Origin of the sequence: Paenibacillus sp. Mc5Re-14, from assembly GCF_001049835.1 — a bacterium.
Lineage (GTDB): Bacteria > Bacillota > Bacilli > Paenibacillales > Paenibacillaceae > Paenibacillus > Paenibacillus polymyxa_C.
This window is the reverse complement of record NZ_CVPD01000001.1, coordinates 749,909-768,415: the sequence shown is the minus strand read 5'-3', so window position 1 is coordinate 768,415 and position 18,507 is coordinate 749,909. Positions and strand designations below refer to the sequence as shown.

General features: G+C 38.7%; 15 protein-coding genes and 4 pseudogenes. 14 read left to right on the top strand and 5 right to left on the bottom strand.

The window, feature by feature from the left end; all coding sequences use genetic code 11:
• The first annotated feature begins 873 nt into the window (after positions 1 to 873).
• The 5 genes and pseudogenes from BN1546_RS03525 to BN1546_RS27215 all read left to right on the top strand — a co-directional run.
• Positions 874 to 2,925: a YfaP family protein gene (locus BN1546_RS03525; RefSeq protein WP_058829301.1), complete on the top strand. Its 2,052-nt coding sequence runs from the start codon at positions 874 to 876 to the stop codon at positions 2,923 to 2,925.
• A gap of 82 nt (positions 2,926 to 3,007) precedes the next feature.
• A complete protein-coding gene (locus BN1546_RS03520) occupies positions 3,008 to 3,319 on the top strand; it encodes a hypothetical protein (protein ID WP_013370248.1) in 312 nt (103 codons plus the stop codon).
• Between the two features lie 66 nt (positions 3,320 to 3,385).
• The gene (locus tag BN1546_RS03515) at positions 3,386 to 3,919 is read left to right on the top strand and encodes a 3'-5' exonuclease (protein ID WP_058829302.1); all 534 of its coding nucleotides are present in this window, start codon (positions 3,386 to 3,388) and stop codon (positions 3,917 to 3,919) included.
• Between the two features lie 50 nt (positions 3,920 to 3,969).
• Positions 3,970 to 4,749 (top strand): RNA ligase family protein, encoded by a 780-nt coding sequence (locus tag BN1546_RS03510; RefSeq protein WP_058829303.1) that lies wholly within the window; start codon positions 3,970 to 3,972, stop codon positions 4,747 to 4,749.
• A 330-nt stretch (positions 4,750 to 5,079) separates the two neighbouring features.
• Positions 5,080 to 5,199 (top strand): annotated as a pseudogene (locus BN1546_RS27215) (DUF1805 domain-containing protein); the annotation flags it as partial.
• Positions 5,200 to 5,502: 303 nt separating this feature from the next.
• Here BN1546_RS27215 and BN1546_RS03505 read toward each other — a convergent pair.
• From BN1546_RS03505 to BN1546_RS03495, 3 genes are all read right to left on the bottom strand, one after another.
• The gene (locus BN1546_RS03505; protein WP_058829304.1) at positions 5,503 to 5,886 is read right to left on the bottom strand and encodes a hypothetical protein; all 384 of its coding nucleotides are present in this window, start codon (positions 5,884 to 5,886) and stop codon (positions 5,503 to 5,505) included.
• Complete coding sequence (locus BN1546_RS03500; protein WP_255305262.1) at positions 5,879 to 7,015, bottom strand: amidase domain-containing protein; 1,137 nt, start codon at positions 7,013 to 7,015, stop codon at positions 5,879 to 5,881. Before BN1546_RS03500 ends, BN1546_RS03505 begins: the two co-directional genes overlap by 8 nt.
• 1,038 nt (positions 7,016 to 8,053) lie before the next feature.
• Positions 8,054 to 9,526, bottom strand: coding sequence for an amidase family protein (locus tag BN1546_RS03495; protein WP_058829305.1), 1,473 nt, complete (start codon positions 9,524 to 9,526; stop codon positions 8,054 to 8,056).
• Positions 9,527 to 9,899: 373 nt separating this feature from the next.
• Here BN1546_RS03495 and BN1546_RS27705 point away from each other — a divergent pair.
• From BN1546_RS27705 to BN1546_RS03450, 7 genes and pseudogenes are all read left to right on the top strand, one after another.
• A pseudogene (locus BN1546_RS27705) lies at positions 9,900 to 10,141 on the top strand (hypothetical protein).
• A gap of 305 nt (positions 10,142 to 10,446) precedes the next feature.
• A pseudogene (locus tag BN1546_RS03480) lies at positions 10,447 to 10,994 on the top strand (RNA 2'-phosphotransferase).
• Positions 10,995 to 11,190: 196 nt separating this feature from the next.
• Positions 11,191 to 11,310: pseudogene (locus BN1546_RS27210) on the top strand (DUF1805 domain-containing protein); the annotation flags it as partial.
• A 276-nt stretch (positions 11,311 to 11,586) separates the two neighbouring features.
• Positions 11,587 to 11,997: a hypothetical protein gene (locus BN1546_RS03470; RefSeq protein ID WP_141651581.1), complete on the top strand. Its 411-nt coding sequence runs from the start codon at positions 11,587 to 11,589 to the stop codon at positions 11,995 to 11,997.
• Between the two features lie 475 nt (positions 11,998 to 12,472).
• On the top strand, positions 12,473 to 12,844 hold the full coding sequence (locus BN1546_RS03465) for a hypothetical protein (protein ID WP_058829308.1): 372 nt from the start codon (positions 12,473 to 12,475) through the stop codon (positions 12,842 to 12,844).
• A gap of 16 nt (positions 12,845 to 12,860) precedes the next feature.
• Positions 12,861 to 13,100 (top strand): DUF3850 domain-containing protein, encoded by a 240-nt coding sequence (locus BN1546_RS03460; RefSeq protein WP_058829309.1) that lies wholly within the window; start codon positions 12,861 to 12,863, stop codon positions 13,098 to 13,100.
• Positions 13,101 to 13,767: 667 nt separating this feature from the next.
• Positions 13,768 to 14,070, top strand: a complete 303-nt coding sequence (locus BN1546_RS03450; RefSeq protein ID WP_017425931.1) for a YunC family protein — start codon at positions 13,768 to 13,770, stop codon at positions 14,068 to 14,070.
• Between the two features lie 141 nt (positions 14,071 to 14,211).
• Here the strand turns inward: BN1546_RS03450 and mtnA are convergent, their stop codons facing one another.
• On the bottom strand, positions 14,212 to 15,321 hold the full coding sequence (gene mtnA / locus BN1546_RS03445) for an S-methyl-5-thioribose-1-phosphate isomerase (RefSeq protein ID WP_090735969.1): 1,110 nt from the start codon (positions 15,319 to 15,321) through the stop codon (positions 14,212 to 14,214).
• Positions 15,318 to 16,550: an S-methyl-5-thioribose kinase gene (gene mtnK / locus BN1546_RS03440; RefSeq protein WP_090735966.1), complete on the bottom strand. Its 1,233-nt coding sequence runs from the start codon at positions 16,548 to 16,550 to the stop codon at positions 15,318 to 15,320. The genes mtnA and mtnK overlap by 4 nt, the downstream gene beginning before the upstream one ends.
• A gap of 308 nt (positions 16,551 to 16,858) precedes the next feature.
• Here mtnK and BN1546_RS03435 point away from each other — a divergent pair, with 308 nt between their 5' ends.
• Positions 16,859 to 17,329: a Dps family protein gene (locus tag BN1546_RS03435; RefSeq protein ID WP_013309551.1), complete on the top strand. Its 471-nt coding sequence runs from the start codon at positions 16,859 to 16,861 to the stop codon at positions 17,327 to 17,329.
• Between the two features lie 385 nt (positions 17,330 to 17,714).
• The gene (sufC, locus tag BN1546_RS03430) at positions 17,715 to 18,497 is read left to right on the top strand and encodes a Fe-S cluster assembly ATPase SufC (protein ID WP_013370290.1); all 783 of its coding nucleotides are present in this window, start codon (positions 17,715 to 17,717) and stop codon (positions 18,495 to 18,497) included.
• The last annotated feature ends 10 nt before the right edge of the window (positions 18,498 to 18,507 follow it).

Here is an 18,507-nt window from a genome sequence, read left to right as displayed (position 1 = left end):
CTACTAAACATGAATGGCGTTCAGTAAAAATTTACAACAAATCAGCCTAATAAAATGATTTAGGCTCTTCGCCATGTTGTCTATGTGAGGCAAATATAATAAAAAGGCAGGCGAAATTAGAAGGATTGTGTATATAGGAGTCAGATAGGAGTGATTTTACCCCTTTGATATGTAACTAAGCATCTAGCAATAGGCGTTATTTATTGTCGATTTACTATAGTTATTTAAAAAATAATTGGGAAATTGTCCCTGAGTGTTGTATTATAAGCAAGTGTGGAAAAGAGTTGGAATAGCCAAGGGGGAGCAGAGTTATCTATATTTGTGATTGTTGGTGTCATTGCTATATTGCTTGCTTTGGCTCTGTTACATTTTCTTAAAAAGCCTAAAGTTCAAAAGCGATATAAAATAACGCAGGGTATTAACCCTTACAAACTCGGTATTAACGGAAATAAACCGTATGGAAGATGGCAAGGATTTTGAATTTTATTTGTGGAAGCTGTGCTTGGGCTATAGTGATGCGTATAAGATACAAGACAGTAGAGATTTTGGAGCGGGTTTGGTATTTATGGATCCTTGTGTGAACAGTTAGCCAGTTTTAGTGGAGTAAAGTTGTTGGATCGTAATAATTTAATTGAAATGATAGAGCTTTTCAAGTCACAGCAGCATAGTAAGGTAAAAGATATCATTGAAGGAGAGTCTTATCTGAGTCTGGACTCATGGGACGATTCTAGGAATAAGGTAAGTGATTAAAAGGATCGTAAGGTTGAAAAACTCATCGCTTCAGGTAACTAGATACTGAAGACTTTTGAAGTAGAATGATGATTTTACAATCATGTTACATAAATAATAATACAATTAGGAGAAGGTTAAAAAGTGAACAACAATATCAATTATATCAAAGACAAATACGACAACAGCAATGATCAATACCCACATTTCAGTGAGGTAATCAAAGAAAGATTTACAACCTTTAGCAGCAAGCCGCTTTTCACAACTGATTCCGATGGAGTATTTGACGCATTTCTTGAGGGCTTACCACATGAAGCAAGACAACATTATACTTGTAAATGTTGTAGAAATTTCGTGAATCGTTTTGGTGGGCTTGTTTCTATTTCTGAAGATGGTGAAATCTATTCTGTTATGTGGGATGAAAGCAACACTCCTGAGTTTTTCATTAATTCTGTCAATGCAATGAAGCAAATTGTTCTTAAATCTAGAGTTACAGGGGTGTTTGTTTCTAGCGAAAGGAATCTTGGTCAGCCACACTCTAATGGACGGGATCATATGTCAGTTACGCTTCCAGCAGAAAAAGTTTATCAATCTAGACTGAAAACTGCTGGACAGGAACTGGCAGAGAAGAAAGAGGATTTCAGAATTTTGACTGCTGGACTTACGGAATATCCGCCGGAGGCTGTAGAACAAGCTGTGACTCTCTTGGAATCAGAATCTTTGTATAGGTCTGACAAAATTCTTGGTGTAGCTAAATTTCTTCAAGTTCTTCACGCAAAACATCAAAACATTCAGAACAGTCAAATTCGTGACAACATTACTTGGATGGCTGTTGCAACCGCTCCATCTGGATTCTGTCATGTGAAAAGCAGCATGATCGGAACTTTGCTTGACGATATTGTTAATGGCCTTTCATTTGACTCTATAAGTCGTAGATTTGCTGAAAAAATGAGTCCTTCCAATTATATGAGAGCGCAAGTTGCTCCATCTCAAGGGAACATTGAGCAAGCTGAGAAGATTGTTCAGAAGCTTGGCATTGCTAATTCGCTACAACGAAGATACGCAACGATTGAAGAAGTCCCTGAGACCATTTGGAAGAGTAAGGGTTCTTTTGTGAATAAGGGTGTTGTTAAAGCTGGAGGTATATTCGGTAATATTACGCCGAAAGAGAAAACTAATACTGTTTCAAACAGAGTTGACCTTCCAAGCGCGGTTATGACATGGGATAAATTCCGAAAAACGGTAATGCCATCAGCAGAAAGCATTGAAGTGAAAATCGACAATCCAAATAGATTTATGGCATTGGTTACGGCTTCTGATGATACAGCACCTAACATTCTGCAATGGGATAACGCATTTAGCTGGTATTATCATGGAGGCATTGATGGAGAGATCAAACGTAGGATTGAGAGTGCAGGTGGTCAATATGAGAACAATGAAATCCGGTGCTCACTCATTTGGGAAGGATATACGGATCTTGATTTGCATTGCGTGACCCCTAACGGTGAACATATTTACTACGGAGACAAGCTAAGCAGGTGTAATGGTTGGCTAGACATTGATATGAATGGTGGAGGTCATAGAGAGTACTCGCCAGTAGAAAATATCAGATGGAGCGAAGGAGAAGCTAGAAATGGAACATATAGATTCTATGTTCATAATTACTGTGAACGAGGAAAAGGAAGCACACCATTCAAGGTAGAACTTGAAGTCAATGGAAAAATATATTCCTATCATGGTGTTGCTGGCGGTGATGGCTATCAACAAGACGTATTTATATTTAAACATATTAAGGGCCAGCATCCGGAAATCGTTAACTCAAATTCATATTCTTCTGACGATGCATGGAATGTTTCAGTTAATAGTTTTGTCAAGGTAAACGGAATTACGAATTCTCCAAATTTGTGGGGCGAAGAGAAAGTTACTCATACAGGCCATCATATTTTCTTCTTGTTGGATGGATGCAAAGATTTGTCGGAGGGTAAAGGCAGAGGATTCTTCGTTGAAACACTGAAACCAGAACTTCGTGAAATCAGAAAGACGCTTGAAGCGTACACCGCTAACACTCCAATCGAAGGAATTGAAGCAGCGTCAGCTAGTGGTGTGGGTTACTCTAAGGATAGTGAGTGGAATTTGATTGTGAAAGTAACATCAGACAACTCCGCACGACTCATCAAGATTGATCGTTGGGATTAGTATTTAATAATTATCTTGGAAATATATAAAAGCTTAGGAAGAATCAAAATGAATTTTTCTGTCCATGAGGAGGGCGTTTGTAATGAAAGAAGGGTTGACACTAGAATTTCATAAGAACAAATTAATTTTTTTTGAATTCAAGAAAAAGGCTGTCACTCTGATACCTGATATTATTCGCGAGGAATTCAAGGATGCGCAAGTGATTAATGAGCACAACAGTAAAGAAAAAGTGATTTACCAGGTATACCTATATGAAAACGACATAGAATTTACCATTCGAATTATCGCTTCTTATTTCTATGATTCCATCATCATTATCGCTGACGAAGTAAATATAACAATCAGAGCTTATCAAGTCTTGCATAAAATACTTGCAAATGGCTCATTGGCTTGAAAGATGGCTAACCTAGCTATACTATGGTGAGAGTAAAACAAGATTTGACATGAGAAAGGATAAATAATGAACTACATAATCTTTGATTTAGAAGCTACCTGCTGGGAGAATGATCGAACAAGGCAGAATGAAATTATTGAAATTGGTGCTGTCAAAGTAAATGTAAATTTAGAGATTATAGGCGAATTTCAAACTTTTATTAAACCTAAATTGAACCCACAATTATCTGACTTCTGTAAGAGTCTAACTTCAATTTCGCAGCAAGATATTGATATGGCAACATATTTTCCACAAGCTATTTATAAGTTTCAAGAATGGATTGGTAAAGAACCCTATTATCTTTGTTCTTGGGGATTTTATGATAAGAGTCAACTGAAGAAGGACTGTGAGTTACATAAAATCAGAACTGAATGGATTAGAAGTCATATAAGTATTAAACATCAGCATGGAAAACTGATTGGAAATGATCGTGGAGTTGGTATGGAGAGAGCTTTAAAGATGCTTAATCTGCCATTGGAGGGTACTCATCATAGAGGAATTGATGATGCAAAGAATATCTCAAGGATTTTTGTTAAGATATTTGACCGTTTGAAGCTTTAATTAACCGCACATATAACAATGATTTTTTAGTTGGATAAAAGGAGACAAACATGGATATACAAAAAATTAATTCGATTACGAAGTACCCTAGCATTCTTACATATCATGAAATAGGCGAAAGAGGGCGGCTAAAAGATACTCTTACTCAAGCTAAATTCTTTCCTTCTGATGAGATGCTATATTGTTATGAGAAAGTAGATGGTGAGAACTCAAGAATGATATTCATCAACGATGGTGAAGAAGCGGATTATTTTATAGGTTCCAGAGAGGAGCTTTTAACTTCTAAAGGAGATAGAATAGCAAACCCTTACGGTAATATTGCAGAATTTTTAAAGCCATTAGCAGAAAAGCTGAAAGGATCTATTTTTAAGAATCGAAACGATCTTGCGTTAACTGTTATCTATCAAGAATCTTATGGAGGAAAAACTCCTAAATCTAAAAACTATACGCAGAATAAAACACAAGGTTATCAAGTATTCGATGTTTTTTCCCTCACATGGGAGCAGTTTAATGGATTGATGGATAGGGATGTATCTGCTATAGCATCTTGGAGAGACAATGGAGGACAGCCGTTTTACAACGAGACAGAGAAGCGTAGATTGGTTGATGGCTTTAAATTGGATGCTAGCCCTATCGTAGACCATTTAAGTTCAGATCTTTTTCCTGAGTCAATTGATGATGTATACACGTATTTGAAGAGGTATGAATTTACTAAGGTAGGTATTGATGTAATCGGTAAATCCGAAGGAATTATTGTTCGAACAGAAAACAGAAGCATGATTCGAAAAGTTAGATTTGAAGATTATGAAAGAACCCTAAGAGCCAGATAAAAGATTAATTTGGCCAAGATCGCTTAGGCGGTCTTTTTTTGGTAATTTAAGTAGGAAAGATATTTGAAATCTAAATCCATTGACTTTATTAACCAGGAGCATATCAATCGTTCAAATGATAGTGCGGTCGTACCTTCTTAAAAAATACGATAGAAACAAATTAAGGAAAGACTAGATGGAATGATTCGTCTAGTCTTTTTGATATCGCCTGTTTTACTGTACATAAATAAGCTTCTTAATATTTTGAATGTATCCACAAGTGTCCACACTTACCCGTAAATGCCGCATAAAATATCCCGGATGAACAAAGAGGAGGTGCATGTAATAACCATGATACACATGGAACCCATTCAAGTGGGTGAGCATACATTTATCGGAGTCGAGGTCAAACTGCCTAAAACAACGCTATTGACGATCTCTAACTCCCGTGGTTACATCATGTGTGGTGCGTCTAAGATGTACCGAATTTAGAATAGTAAATTTTTTCGCTGTTTAAGACTTAAAGTCAAGCGGGACAAGCTTTCATAGCAGTTTTCAATTTACTGATCTGTACTGATTCATTCTATTAAAATCTTATAAATAACTGAATTTTGTGACCGCAATTGTGACCTCTTGGAGGGGGACAAGCATGTGACTATGCATCATACTCCTGTGAGGTCTGCTCAAAGGAGAATGTTAACCAACGTAGGTGAAAGTTACGGGGGCTTTGAGACTTCCATATTCATAATATAAATAAAGACCCCGTGTGGGGTCTTAAGAATTTTTTCTAACTGTAACCTTGGTTGTTTGATTGTCAGAGCTTTTAGTAATAATCAGTAAGTATTTAATATTGTTTTTTTCTACTGATATTACTTTGTTGCTTTCGACTTCAGTTATTTCCCATCCCTCATCTTTGAGTTCTTTTTGATATGCAGCATTAAAATTTTCAAAAGGTTGAGAAACTTCATATATTTTAAAATATTTAGCAGATTTTCCATCGACTTCGATGGCAGTGCTGGGAAGAGGCAAATTATTAAGTTCCTGAACATTTTCATATTCAGTACTAACCTCCTGGGTCGAACTATCTGTTACATTTGAACATGATGCAAGGATTATTAATAATACTAAACAAATCAAGCGCATAAACACCTCAGTCATTTGGGGTTCTTTTTGCAGTACTCATTTTCCATGCATAAACCTTGTACCCATTTGAATACCAAGTAGATAGGGGAGCGTCTTTTCGATCTGTTGTATGCTGAGTCAAAAAGAAACGACCATTCGTAAACTCAGTTATAATAGCTGTATGATCAATGTCACCATCATTATTAAAGTCAGCATTTACTGGGTCTCCCATTGATATATCGTTTGTACTAGATGCTAATTTAGCTCTATACTTCCAGTGATTATAGAAGTTATGTGCCCCTCCCCAGCTATGAGTTGGTTTAAAGAGGCGACCATTTCTAAAGTACCAAGCATCATCACCAGTTAAATATAAACCATCCCATTCCAGCATACCACCAGCATATAATGCCTGTGAAACAAAGTTGGTGCAGTCATTCCAACATGCTCTACTTACAGAACAACCAAAATAATCGGCGTAGTACTCAGAGTAAGTTGGATTACGGTCATCCCACCATTTGTAAGCATATTCTCTTGCTTCAACTGAACTGTATCCATTTGCATATCTTAACGGTTTTATGTCTGCCTTTTCTTGATAAACTGAGGCTTCAACAGTCGAAGGAGCCTCAACTGTTGAAGGATCTGACAAGGATACTGGTACAAGTTCCAACAGTTCCGCTAAGCCATCCTCATTAATGGATTTTGTATATAATTTTGATTTAAGGTTATTAATAATCTTGTTTTTCTCAGCGTTTTCGTATAAATCCACAAATTTAACTAACTTCACAAGTTCTTGTCTGTCAGGCTCTGAAAAGTCATCAAGTGATGACCCTAATGATTTTATAAATTTTTGATATTCAATGTTGTCGAGATCTTGATTGATTTTAATATTTTTTTCTACAATATACTTTTCTACAATATCAAAAGCTTTAGCATATTGTTTTAAGGCTTCGTCTTTTGTGACATTTGTTTCTTTAAGGGTATTGATTTTTAGCGTAGTTTTTCCCTGCACAATGTTATCTACCAATGTAGAAAAGGACGAATTTGGTTTAGCTTTTGACGTCAATTCCTTTTCTCCGTCTGCTGATGCAGGCGATGTTAAGAATGAGGTGGTTAAAAAAGAAATAACAAGTAACGGACTAGCAATTTTTCTTATAATTTTTAACATAATTGCACCCCTTTGTAATATTTATAATCAAAGACTAGCACACATCCTAAAGTACTTGAACATGCCATTCGAATCAAAAGTCGATGTCGTTTTTTGTCTTTTTGGGGCTATTTGTTTATTTTTTGATAAATCCGCTATTTCGTAAATAAAGATGAGATTGATGAAATCTAAACAAAAGAGTAGGTACTTTTATTTAAAGTAGGTAAAATTGCTATCGTTGAAATCGATTAATGAAAATTAAGAGGGGATGAGGCTTAGTCAGATATTTTTTGCAATGTCCAACTTGTTTAAGGTATTTGAGTCTGATTTAATAAGGAGAGTATATATAGTCAATATAACCCATGTAAAACACCAATTTTACCATCCAGTTGCCCCCATATTGACGGTGACTGGATTTTTTTATCCAATCTCAATATGCACTTTTTTTGTGCAGATTGATAGATACCTTGATATTGGGAAGCTTCTACGCAAATTTCGGGGAACCTTATTGATGTCCTAAACTTAACTTAGGGCATTGTTGCCATTACTAATACTTAAACAATATCAGTATTAGACTACTAAGTTAAGCTTAGTACGTTTAAATGGTGGGATTTCCTACATTTCTGTGTGTGTGAATATCAAACAAAATGTGTGTCATCAAGTGTCCCCCCAAGGAAATATCATTTTGTAATGTCGTTACTGTGTAGATGTCACTAAGTGACACGATTCCTCCTCCGCGAAAACGCGGAAAACTCATTCACGAATGAGAGCGCAAAATTGCGCTGTCTTCTGGAAAGAGTTGTTCAATGTAACGTTTTCGCTACAACTTGATGTCCGGTGACAATAAAGTTTTAGACCAAGAAAACAAAGTTGTAGACTGGCTGCTGGTATTAAGCTAACGAGCAGTATGGCGTAGCCATGATATTTGAATATATGATACGGTTCACCGTACTGTAGTGTATTTAAACTAAAAGTACAATTTGACCACAAAATATACCTCTATATAAAGACAAAGCCACTCCTTACAATGGAGTGGTTTCTTTGCATGGAACTTCTCTTTTACTTATGACTGAGTAACGGCTTTTTTCTATGTTTCGTTCGTTGTTCATATGCAAATGCTATACGAATTAGCATAGGTTCACTAAATGCCTTTCCTGCAAACGTAACTCCAAATGGTCTGCCGTTGTCTTTAAAGCCAGCGGGAACAGCTACTGATGGATACCCTGCCCTTGCACAAATTTCTGCTCCCACATATGATGGAAACATAATTGCATCCAATCCGTATTTCGCTATGGCATAATCTATGCCTTCATTCTGGGAATAATATAAATCAGTTAAAGACTCTAATATATAGTTCGGATTCTTCAATGGATTCACTAAATGTTGACGGTTCTTCAGTAAATCTTGTCCATATTTCAAAGCCTTCTCGGAGTTTTTTTCGTTCCACTCAACCAATTCACTAAATGTATGTACAGGCATACTTTGTGGAAGGTTTCGGAGATAGTTATCAAGACCATGCTTAAATTCGTTATTCAACTTGTTCCAATTCCATTTCCTATCGAAGGCTGGCATTTCAATGTCTTCAATGACGATTGCTCCCGCTTTTGTTAGTTCCTCTACAGTATTATTAAATAATATTTTATCATATTCGTCAGGGTCACGAAATTGCTCTAATGGTACATCTCTATAAACCCCAATTTTCGCCCCTTCTAAGCCATTCTTGTCTAAGTAAGTTGAATAGTCAATCGTATCATCATTTTTCCATGTAGCAGGGTCATTATCGTCTTTACCTGCAAGTACACTAAGTAAGATTGACGCATCTGATACTGTCCTTGCCATTGCTCCAGCGGTATCTTGAGAATAGGAATAAGGTATTATACCTGTACGACTTATAAGCCCAACTGTAGGCTTTATACCAACAATCGAGTTTTGAATAGCTGGACTTAAAATTGATGCTGAAGTTTCCGTTCCAACTGCAACACTTGTAAAATTTGACGCCACAGCTACAGCAGAACCAGTACTTGACCCACCCACGAAAAAGTCACCGTATGGATTTAATACTTGTCCGCCTTTAGAACTGTAACCTGCCCACATTTTTGAGGATACGCCGTTTGCCAATTCAGTCATGTTTGTTTTTCCAAGGATAATGGCTCCAGCTTCTCTAAGTTTTTTTACAAGAAAGGCATCCGTTTCGCTAATGTTGTTTTCCAGTGCCAACGCTCCCGCACTCGTCCGCATTTTGTCCTTTGTTTCAATATTTTCTTTCAACAAAACAGGTATACCATGTAAATACCCTCTAATTCCTCTTGTTTTTCTTTCTTTGTCTAGGGCTTCTGCAATAAAAATCGCATCTGGGTTGATTGCCATTATAGAATTTATATTTTGACCACTCTGGTCGTGTGTTGCAATACGATACATGTAGTACATAACAAGTTCCCTAGAAGTAACCTCCCCTTTTCCCATTGCTTCTTGCAATTCAAAAATGGTTACTTCCTCACCATTTAGATTCTTAAGTTTAAAATTAGGTTCCATTTAGTTTCTCCTTCCAATGATGAACTTTTCTATTAGAAATCACATGAAATCTATGCTTTGCATACTATCTTCTATAATACCATATGTTGGAACTCCCTACTATATCCATTATCGCTTCATATTCTGCTTATAGTCGGTCTATGGAAGTGCCTACGGTATATGTGATAACTCTGATTACGAAATAGCTCAAGTATGGGACAGATTACAAAAAAGGATTACAAACAGAAAAAGATATGGATTTGCTTAACCATGAATTGTTTGAATCCAGATTTGAGGGTATATTTAAAACAGACTATGAGACTGCTCATAAAGCTGCGGTAAGGTCGGGTCGTCCATGGGAAATAGAGTAGAGGAGATTTTATAATGGGAGCATTTGTTTTACTTTTTAAAAGAACATGAAGATGAGAATGTAGTTATTTATAGATATGGCCCTAATGAACACATTATGGGGAAATTCAATTGAACAAAGAGACTAAGTTATTCTCTGAAATTGAACCTTTACCAGATCCGAGCCATTCAAATAAATTTTATTTTGATAGGGCTGCACAGAGGATGGCACGTTGCTTCGTTAAAGAAGGGGGGATATTTCCCGATAAGATGACATTTGAATCATAAAGTAATTCAATAATATGAACCAAGCTTGCTCCTTTGATAATAAAATGAGAGTAGGCTTTTTTTCATAGCAATCCATCTGATAAAGAGGAAAATTCTCATCTACCCTAGAATTAAGAGACGATGTTAAAAAGGAGAATCTTCAATTACACAGTTAGTTAAACGAAGAAACTTTCAACTCGTGATCCCTCAATTCGGTGAAATGCTCAATACTTTCAATCATGGTGGACTATTTAAAGGATGGAAAGCTATATCTAAAATTCCAGATCAATATAGATAAACAAATATTTTATTAGAAGGAGTACATCATGTTAACATCAAAACAAGAAGAGAGCCTCAGTAAATTTATGAGTAAGATTCTTAGGCATACACCAGAACAGTTTGGTCTTGAGCTGGACCATGAGGGTTTTTGTGACGTTCAAACCCGATTCAAGGAATAAGATCAGAGAATAGATGGTCTGAGGTCAGTGAGTCGGATATCGAACAAGTAGTAAGCCATTGTCCAAAACAAAGATATGAAATGGTTAGTGGGTACATAAGAGCTAATTATGGGCACAGTGCAGGCAGATTAAATTATGAGGAAGCTACTCCACCAACGATTCTCTATCACGGTACAAACACAAAGGTAATCCATAACATTTTCACCGAAGGAATTAAGCCGATGGGGAGAAAGTATGTACATCTGTCTGTATCGCTTGAGTTTGCAATTTTAGCAGGCAAAAGACGTGGAGAACTAGTGATCCTCGAAGTCGACACAGCAAAGGCATTAGCTAATCAAGTGAAGTTTTATAAAGCCAACCATGGTGTTTGGCTTGCCGACTTTGTACCGCCACAGTACCTAAAGAAGTGTGAATAAAGCACAGAGCTAGAACATTAACGATGATCATAGAGACTAGATGGGAAAAATTCGTCTGGTCTTTTTGATATCGCCTATTTTGCTGTACATACATCATCCTCCTAAAATTTTGAATTTATCCACGGGTGTCCACACCCACCTGCAAATGCCGCATAAAATAACCCGGATGAACAAAGAGGAGGTGCATGTAATAACCATGATACACATGGAACCCATTCAAGTGGGTGAGCATACATTTATCGGAGTCGAGGTCAGACTGCCTAAAACAACGCTGTTGACGATCTCCAACTCCCGTGGTTACATCATGTGTGGTGCGTCTAAGATGTATCGAATTTAGGGTAGTAAAATTTTTCACTGTTTAAGCCGTAAAGTCAAGCGGGAAAAGCTTTCATAGCAGTTTTCAATTTACTGATCTTTACTGATTCATTCTATTAAAATCTTATAAATGACTGAATTTTGTGACCGTATTTGTGACCTTTTTGAGGGGGACAAGCATGTGACTGTGCATTCTATTTCTTTTCTTTATGTTTATAATTATACGTCCCATCATCTACTCCTTAATGGGGGCTTGGCTATATTGAAGTAAATGCAGTTGAAACATTCATTGGGATTTTTGTTTATTATTTGTTTTGCATTTCTATTTGCTGGCGTTGCTAGTGCGGATGCAAGTTCAACAATTACCGATGATTCAAATTCTGTCACCCAATCTACATACTCACAGGATAAAACTATAATCAGTCCAACGGCTGAACTTCCTGAGAAATATCCTCGTACTAACATAACTATTCAAGCAGGAGATATTATTTATAATCCTAAATCGTTTTCTACTTTCCTTGCTGGTCACGTTGGAATTGTAGGGACTGATTATAGAATTTATCATGTACATCCATACGGCCCCGGTATTTCAGAGAGTTTAGATTCTTATATTTCACGGTTTTCTAAAGGTAACACATTTACAGTCATGCATGCATATGGTGGGGGTGGTCTTTCCGCAGCCAGATGAGCAATGAACAATATAGGTAGGGTGCAAAATTATACTTTTAATCATACACTTAATAATGTTGCTGATAGTTATTGTTCCAAATTTGTTTGGCAGGCATATTATTTCGGAGCAGGGAACGACATTGCAAATCTTTATCAAACATCAATCGGTTTCGTATTACCATCTGATATTGCCAAGTATAACTCTACGGTTGGTAGTTTTCATAAAACTTACTAAATACTACTTCAATGTTAATGGTGTGAAAAAAGAAAGAAAGACAAATAAAACATCAATTTTACCATCCAGTTGCCCTGTATTGACGGTGACTGGATTTTTTGGTTGTCGTGAATTAGGACATCCGAACACCTTGAATGGGCTAAAGAACTTGAACAATTGGAGAGATTAAAGGCAAAGGAGATCAGAGGGCTCGTATAGATAATGAAATCAACATTACACAAAATTTTGCGTACGAAGGAAGTAATAGACCTAATCAATAATGAAGAAGACCTCTCAATCACTGTGGAAGAAAGAATTAAATGAAATAAATACCGAAAAACGGTATTTGTTATTAGACGGACATTTTTGCTTGTTGGACAAAAATCAATCTATTATAACTTTACCAGATGAGACTTTTCTTGAAACAAACTTAAAAAGAATTGTTTTAGTTACCCAAGATCCTTCGATCATAAAAGAAAGGTTATTCAATAGAGATGGTGTACATTACTCTTTAGAATTACTAATCGAATTTCAACTGAGTGAAATTAAAGCTGCAACTGCTTTCTCTGAAAGTTATCAAATTCCTCTTTTTAGATATGATGAAAGTATCTCGATCTTAGAACTTGTTAATTTTTTGATTATTGATTTTTGAAAGGATTATTTATACTATGGAACATCATTTAAAAATCAATAAGGAGTTCTTTGATTCAGTAATAAAAGAAATAAAAACATTCGAAATCAGATATAATGACCGGAATTTCAATGTTGGAGATTTAATATTGCTAAACGAATGGGATCCCTTAAAAGAAGAGTATACTGGGAGAAAAGTTAAAGGCCAAATAAAGTACATTACAGATTATGAACAAAAAAAAGATTATGTTGTATTTAGCTTTAAAATACTGCACTAAATGAGCTGGTGTTTTATTCATTATAATATTTTAAGTAAAACCGTCTATTATGGATGGTTTTTTTGCTTTAGGGATCTTTAAAGATTGAGAACCTTACATCTTGTTTTTGTAATACAAAATTGAGAGGGTGGATGCAAAGCAGAATAAAGAAGCAGGGCGACCAACTGACAAACCCGAAACCTAAGTTTCAAGTCAGAATAGGAGTTGGAGATCAAGACAGGCAGGAGTGCAATGGGCATGAATGGAAAAATCGGCAGCTCTCTAACAGTATAGCTGTATCTTGTGGGGAGATAAGACCAACCTGTGACATGTCATACTGGCGAGCTGGGACCGTTAATCAAAAGATCATCATGCTTACGGGAGATGGAGGAAGGTAATTTGGAGAATATTAAATTCTCAGAAATATCATTACTACTTCGTATTTCTAAATTTAGGGAATTAGCGTCATCACCACAGAGGAATCGTATAGTGCGATTATAAAAAATACGAGAGAATCAAATTAAGGAAGAGGCTAGATGGAATGGTCCATCTGGTCTTTTTATTGCCTGTTCTGTTGTACATAAATAAGCTTCTAAATATTTTACAGGTATCCACAGACGTCCACACTTACCCGCAAATGCCGCATAAAATATCCGGGATGAACAAAGAGGAGGTGCATGTAATAACCATGATACACATGGAACCCATTCAAGTGGGTGAGCATACATTTATCGGAGTCGAGGTCAAACTGCCTAAAACAACGCTATTGACGATCTCTAACTCCCGTGGTTACATCATGTGTGGTGCGCTGGATGTTGGATTGCTCAATGAACGGCTGGCGGATCGGAAAATTCTTGCCGCACGAGCTGTGGGGGTAAAAACGCTAAAGGAACTGTTGGAAGCACCAATGGAGTCTGTGACAACGGAAGCTGAGCAACTTGGAATTAAGCCAGGGATGCCAGGCTATGAAGCATTATTGAAACTGGTGTAAGAAGACTAGTAATAGTTGTTGGATAAAAGCAAAAAAGTTAAAAAACCGGGCGCTACGGCTCCGGTTTTTTCTGTGAAAAGTTTCATTTTAACGAGTGAAACCATTTGAATTATATACCAACTATATAACCTGCAAGAACAATTAATCGGCAAACAAAGCGGTGAGGTTCTCGCTAAAGGGAGCTTGGACAATTCCTTTTTCGGTAATGATGGCGGTAATGTACTTATGAGGTGTAACGTCGAAAGCCGGGTTGTAAACTTTGATGCCTTCTGGGGCAGTTCTTTTACCAAAGCTCTCGGTAACTTCTTCTGCAGAACGTTCCTCAATCGGAATATCTGCGCCTGTAGCGGTCTGTAAATCAATGGTAGATAGTGGCGAAGCAACGTAAAAAGGTATACCATGCGCCTTCGCCAGCACTGCCAGGCTATAGGTGCCGATTTTGTTGGCCACATCCCCATTAGCGGCGACTCTGTCTGTGCCGACAATGACCGCCTGCACCCATCCTTTGGACATCACCATGCCTGCCATATTGTCACAGAGCAGGGTTACATCTATGCCTGCCTGCTGAAGCTCAAAGGCGGTCAGACGCGCACCCTGTAATACGGGGCGAGTTTCGTCAGCAAATACTTTCAGGTGGATACCGTTCTCCTGAGCTAAATACAGAGGCGCGAGCGCTGTTCCGTATTTGGCTGTTGCCAAGCCGCCTGCATTGCAATGAGTGAGTACGCCCATCCCGTCCTCGAACAGAGGTAATGCATGGATACCGATTTGGCGACAAACTTCTTCATCCTCCGCCTGAATGGCTATAGCTTCACGCTCCAGCCCTGCATTCCAGTCTTCGATCTGACTTACCTCAGCCTCTGTGACAAGTTCGCCGGCTCGCTTCTTCATGCGGCCCAGAGCCCAGAACAGATTTACGGCAGTCGGCCGTGAGGTAGCCAAATGTCCGCACACCGCGTGTACATGCTCCAGCCATCCAGCAGCGTCGTTGCCGCGATAGGAGATAGCGCCCAGCACAACACCGTAGGCTGCAGCCATCCCGATGGCGGGGGCGCCCCGTACCTTCATGGCATGAATGCCCTCCCATACTTCCTCGGTCGTGAATAAATCCAGCATGACTATCGTTTCGGGCAGTAGACGCTGATCCAGCATGGACAAGTGGTTACCCTTCCACACCAGCGAAGATAGAGGCTGTCCGGTCGCAGATGCTTCTCGGGAGGATGCGGGCGTCCATTCTTTATTTTCACTCATATTTGTGATGCTCCTTTAGTTTGGATCGCTGTTGCTGTCCGAACAATATCCCCCAGTTCCCGAATCGAATGAAGCTTGCGATTGCGCAGAACCAAGGCTTTTCCGATCGCTAACGAGAGACGTTCCGCAGCTTCCTTGATATTAGGATCGGCAATGGTATCGATATCCGCCACATGCGACAGGCTGATGATCCGGCGGATCACTTTGCACCCTGCAAAACCAATCATATCTTGCAGCACTTTCTGGAGATACAAGTCCTGATATCCGGGCGTTCGTGCCAAATGATCGGTGACGTGCTTGTCCCATAGGGTACGGAACCTGCTTTCAAACTGCTCCCATACTTGAATGGCAGTCTCCAGGAGCCAGTCACGTTTTTCCTTTAGGGCCTTCTCGCCAGAAGTCCATCCGGGCTGTGCTGCGTAGTTCAACAGCAGATTGGCGATGACTGCTCCGATATCAAACCCCATGGGTCCGTAGAAGGCAAATTCAGGATCAATGACTTTAGTCGATTCAGCCGTTACAAAAATACTGCCTGTATGGAGGTCGCCGTGTAGCAGTGCTTCTGTTCGTGTCATAAACCTTTCTCGCAGTAAAGCCACTTCCAGGTGAAGCACCTGATCTGTACGGAGTGCCTCTGCTTCGTCTTCAATGTACACACCATAGTTGTTATTATCTGAAAACCGGTAGGGCTCATCCAAAATCAGATCCTCAGTTATTTTACAAAGTTCAGGATTAATAAAGCGTTTAACCAGCTCTTTTTTATCCTGCTGATTCATGCCTAAATCTGAGGTGAAAAAGAGCGTGCGTGCCAGAAACTCCCCAATATGATTAGCAAAAAGGGGATATGTGTTACCTTCTATTAGTCCCTTGCGCATGATTGTGTGTGAGCTAAGATCCTCCATCACGGTTAGCGCAAGCTCATCGTCATAGCCCAGTACGGCAGGAACCAATTCGGGGCAAAGCTGGTGTTCCTGCTGAAGTGCCTCACGTTCAATACGGGCACGATCCAGCGACAACGGCCAGGATTCACCCACAATTTTTACATAGGGAAGTGCCTGCTTGGCAATGATACTCTTGTTAGATTTAGAATCTGTAATATGAAAAACCAGATTTAAGTTGCCATCACCGATTTCTCGGCATTCCAGCTGGGCTTCCTGACTGAAAAATCCGGGGATGTTCTTCACGAATTCGATTGCTTCTTCGGTCGTTAAGGGATGATATTTGGACAATGAGGTCACCTCCGTAAATTGTGCACATGTAAATGGTGAAAAAAATATCACAATATTAAACCAAGTATTTTGATAGGATAGAGAAAGTATAACGAAAATCACTGAATTTTTGTACATTTTTTTTATGATGGATTGGAAGAGAGAGAACTCTTCTTTTTGTTTCGTTTCTGTATAGAAAGGGTAAATATGAAACAGACGTCCGGCAGGTAATACTCAAATGCCCGCTGGCGTCTTACCGTCAGCAGTGGCGGTGATGGATACGTAAACGCTTCTGAAAGTCAATTTGATGAAAAAGGAAGGGATTTATGATGGCTAAAACAACAAGTAACTCGAAAAATACGCAAACCAAATCGGTGGAGGAACTTTTAAACCGTCAAGTCGCTAACCTCAATGTGTTATATGTGAAAATTCATAACTATCACTGGTACGTGAAAGGCTCCAGTTTTTATACACTCCATGTTAAATTCGAAGAATTATACAATGAAGTGACATTGAAAATGGATGAGATTGCCGAGCGTCTGCTCGCCTTGAAAGGTTCTCCTTCCGCAACATTAAAGGAATACCTGGAGCTGTCGTCGATTCAGGAAGCAACCGGCAATGAAGATGCTCCTAAGATGGTACAAACTTTGATCGAGGATTTTGCGACGGTATGTGAGGAGTTTCAGGAAGGTATCGAACTGGCGGAAAGTAATTCCGACCAGCCTACTGCAGATTTGCTAATCGGTTATAAAGCGGATCTGGAGAAACATATGTGGATGTTACGCTCTTATTTGGGCTAACTCCTCAAGCTTTCGTTCTAAAATAACCCTTACATGTAAAACGCTACTGACGTCATGCTGTCAGTAGCGTTTTTATGGCTAAAAAAGAGATTATGTATCCCATGGTTTTTGTACTAAACTATAACTACATAATCATTCCTAGGATGAATTTTGTCATTTGTGCGCTTGGTAGGGTGAACATTTTATGAAGAAAGTTGGATAACGTGTGTCTGTTGGTTGCACCCTTAAAGATATTTATTATAAAATAACTTGAGAATCATTGAGAATCAGTTTAGAATGATTATAAATAAATTTTTAAATATTACTTGAAATCAGGGGGCTCCCCTGTTTAAATATACTTTCTGATTTCGACACCACACTACATTTTTTGGAGGGTATTGCGAATATGGCTACAAACTTTAAGATTGAAGGTCTCAAAGCGACCATTGAAGGTAAAGAAATTTTGAAGGGTATTAACCTCGAAATGAAGGGCGGAGAAATCCACGCTATCATGGGTCCTAACGGAACGGGTAAAAGTACACTCGCATCTGCTTTGATGGGTCATCCTAAATATGAAGTCACAGATGGCAAAGTAACTTTGGATGGAGAAGACGTGCTGGATATGGAAGTGGATGAGCGTGCACGTGCAGGATTGTTCCTGGCGATGCAGTATCCAAGTGAAATTGCAGGGGTAACAAACTCCGACTTTTTGCGTAGTGCAATTAACGCACGCCGTGAAGAAGGACAAGAGATTTCCCTGATTAAGTTTATCCGCCAAATGGAAAGCAAAATGAAAGAGCTTGAAATGAATCCTGAGTTTGCTCACCGTTACCTGAACGAAGGTTTTTCCGGTGGTGAGAAAAAGCGGAATGAGATTCTGCAAATGATGATGCTTGATCCGAAAATTGTCGTTCTGGACGAAATTGACTCCGGTCTGGATATCGATGCTTTGAGAATCGTAGCTAACGGTGTAAACGCTATGCGTTCTGAAGACCGTGGCTTCCTTGTAATTACTCACTACCAACGTCTGTTGAACTACATTAAACCAGATTATGTACACGTGATGATGCAAGGACGTATCGTTAAATCCGGTGGTCCTGAGCTTGCAGAGCGTCTGGAAGCGGACGGTTACGACTGGATCAAGGAAGAGCTGGGTATCGTTGATGAAACTGTAGGACAAGAGGCGTAAGCCGGAAGCG